General features: G+C 43.6%; 2 protein-coding genes. Both read right to left on the reverse strand.

The window, feature by feature from the left end; translation table 11 throughout:
- Window positions 1-173: 173 nt before the first annotated feature.
- A complete protein-coding gene (gene galB, locus ABWY16_RS07925; protein WP_353904108.1) occupies window positions 174-2,645 on the reverse strand; it encodes a beta-galactosidase GalB in 2,472 nt (823 codons plus the stop codon).
- A gap of 92 nt (window positions 2,646-2,737) precedes the next feature.
- The coding region (locus ABWY16_RS07930; protein WP_353904109.1) for a 3-ketoacyl-ACP reductase at window positions 2,738-3,465 on the reverse strand (728 nt) is incomplete at its 5' end.

A 3,465-nucleotide genomic window follows, 5' to 3' on the forward strand; every position in this document is an offset into this window, starting at 1 on the left:
GCATAATAACCCGGAAGTATTGGATTGCTGATTGTCTTTTGTTTCTGCTGGGCACTGGAAACAACAGCCAGAGAGCATGTACATACTAACGTAAAAGCGATTCTCAGTCCGATCATACGCAGTTGAGTTGTCATCTTGTGTGATTGAGGCATTGGGTTGTTTATTTGGTTCATTTATTTGGTTTTTATGATCAGGATGTTTTTCTTTAGTTGCTTGCCGGTAACACTCAATACCATATCGCCTGGGTTATGAGAGGACTGAACGGTAACTACCAGCATGCCGTGAAATGCTTTCATGTGATTAAAATGGAACATCTCCAGGCTTGTTGCATCGCCATTGGCAACCACCTTAAAACTTCCTGCACCTGACACCTTGAAAGTTAGTTCATTTTCTGCATCCGGACAAAGGTTTCCATCCTTATCTACAATTTTTGCGGTAATATAACTCAGATCCTGTCCATTCGCATCAAGGGTCTTTCTGTCAGCCTCAAGGACTATATGGTCCGCTTTCCCGGCGGTATGAACAGTTTCCCCGGCCGCAGCTTTACCGTCCTTGTCGTAAGCAACGACTTTTATTGTTCCGGGCTCATATTTTACGTCTTTCCACATCAACCTGTATTTATTGGTGTTTGAGCTATTGTTCTTGCTCAGCCTGCCCATACTTTTTCCGTTGATAAAAAGCTCTGCCGAAGGGTAGCTGGTGTACGCAAAAACGGGTGTTACCTGCCCTTCCCTGCCCGGAAATGTCCAGTGTGGTAATATATGTAATGTAGGTTTTTCGGTATTCCATTTGCTCCTGTACAGGTAATACCTGTCTTTTGGTAAGCCTGCCAGATCAAGAATACCAAAGTATGAACTGTGGGATGGCCAGATCTCGTCATAAGGAGTAGGTTCTCCAAGGTAATCAAATCCCGTCCATACAAACTCTCCGGTTACAAATTCAAGAGAATCCTGTTTTGCAAATTCATCATCAGGCACCTGCGACCATTCACAGAATTCAAAGTCGTACGATGAACTCTGGTTATCAGGATACAGCTTCATAGCAGCAAACTCCACCGGGAATTTGTAAACGCCTCTTGAGCTTACCGTCGATACTGTTTCTGTGCCCAGTAAAAATCCCTGAGGTAAACGTGTATTGGCACTTTCATAGAGGTTTGGTTTATAGTTGAAACCTGGTATATCTACTGCTGAAGCAAAGTTATTGTTCATCACATTATCATAGTGGTTCATCCCCATTGTTACCTGGCGCGTAGGATCTTCACGGTGACAGATATCCTGCAGGAAAGTAATCAGCTTATTTCCATTAACGGCGTCCTGATCGCGCACCTCATTTCCAATACTCCACATGATCACAGAGGGGTTATTCCTGTCGCGGTGCACCATATTGACAATATCTTTTTCTGCCCATTCATCAAACAGCACATGGTAGCCGTTCTTCACTTTGGGTGTTTTCCATTCGTCGAATGATTCTATCATCACCATAAAACCCATTTCATCACACAGCTTTACGAGTTCTGGTGCAGGCATATTATGCGAAGTCCGTATGGCATCACAGCCCATATCTTTCAGAATAGTGAGCTGTCTCCGTAAAGCGGATACGTTCATTGCCGCGCCTAATGGCCCGAGGTCATGGTGGTTGCATACGCCTTTGAATTTACGGTACTTTCCGTTGAGTGAAAAACCCTTTACAGGCTCAAACTTTATGGTACGGAAACCAAATGTGGTTTCATATTGATCCTTGAGTTCTTCTCCTGCGTACAATTTAGAAACTGCTTTATAAAGAACGGGAGTTTCGGGCGACCATAATGCCGGAGTTTTAACAATCAGCTGCTGCTCAAATTCAGAATTGTCCGTTTCAGCCAGGTTAGAACTTGTTGTACTTACGATTTTACCAGTAGCATCTTTTATCTCGGTAACCAGTTTTAATCCCAGCGTTGCAATGGTATGGCTCTCAACTTTTGTTTTGATCTTTACTTTTGCAAAGTTTTCGTTGATCACCGGTGTGGTGACATAAGTTCCCCAAACCGGAATGTGTACATCGTCTGTTACGATCAGATGTACATTTCTGTACAAACCTGCTCCAGGGTACCATCTTGAAGCTTCCGGCAGGTTTTCCAAACGTACAGCAAGGGTATTCTCCTGACCAGGTTTTAGGAATGAAGTAATATCAACAGAAAAAGAGCTGTAACCATAGGCCCAGTGCCCGGCTTCTTTACCATTGATAAATACTTTCGGATAGCTCATGGCACCATCGAAAAGTAATACCGCGCGCTGCCCTGCTTTGAAATATGATGCGCTAAGTTGTTTGCGGTACCAGGCAGTGCCGATAAATGGCAGTCCTCCGGTACGTCCCAGTTTTTTATGCTGTGTTTTCTCCAGATTCTCAATTACCTGAACATACTGAACATCATTATTGCCATCGAAAGGTCCTTTGATCGCCCAGTCGTGCGGAATACTGAGGCTCTCCCAGCCTTTGGCATTAAACCCGGGCTGTGCTGCATTCGCAGGATCTCCCTTTGTAAATTTCCAGTCGTCCTGTAAAAGATATTCCTTACGGGATTGTGAAAACGCCTGCTGCCAAAGCAGCAGGATGAAAATGGAGCCGGTTAATGCCAGAGTTTTTTTGAGCGCGCGCATGGTGATCATAAATTGTAGTATAGGAGTAAGACGGATCAGGCCTAGCAATCGGGGATATTGACTGAAAAATATCGGGCAATATGGCGGCTGCTGCAGCTGACCTAGGGGTTAGTAGACCATAATGCGATTTCTTTTACAAAAGCTCTCTGAGGCAATTTCAAATTATTGACCACTAAAAAGGCAAGATCCTCGGGCTGCAAAACTTTTTCCTGATTACCATCGGTGAATTTTGCATTTAAAGTCATTTCGGTCGCTATAGTGCTGGGATTGACGAGAGTTACCCTGATATTCGATTTCCGGACTTCCTGCATTAAGGATTCGGTTAAATTGATCACCGCAGCTTTCGATGCGCCATACGCACTCATATCCTTACTTCCTTTCAAACCGGCAGTGGAGGCGATATTGATAATATTACCTTTGCCTTGATTTAGCATGAAAGGGAGTACCTCATGAACCATATAATAAGTTCCAAACACGTTGACACGGAAGGCTTGTTCCCATTCTTCTATTGGCAGCTCTAAAATACCGCCCATTTTAAGTATACCTGCGTTATTGATCAGTATATCAACTGATTTTAAAGACTCAGCAATAGTTTCCACAGCTATTTTTACACTGGCCAAATCGCTTACATCCGCTGCATATTGGCTTACACTGATACCCGGATATAAAGTATTTATTTCGTTTTGAACGGATTGAAGATCTTCTGCTGTTCTTGCGATCAAACCCAGATTTACTCCTTCGGCCGCTAAAGCCAGGGCCATTGCTTTTCCCAAACCTTTACCTGCGCCGGTTATAATTGCTGTTTTTCCTTTTAATGATTCCATTTGTT

It is taken from the genome of Pedobacter sp. (assembly GCF_040513095.1).
In the GTDB taxonomy this organism is placed as follows: domain Bacteria; phylum Bacteroidota; class Bacteroidia; order Sphingobacteriales; family Sphingobacteriaceae; genus Pedobacter.

Coding starts and splice junctions, on each gene's coding strand:
- galB (WP_353904108.1), bottom strand. CDS start 2,645: ATGATCACCATGCGCGCGCTCAAAAAAACTCTGGCATTAACCGGCTCC.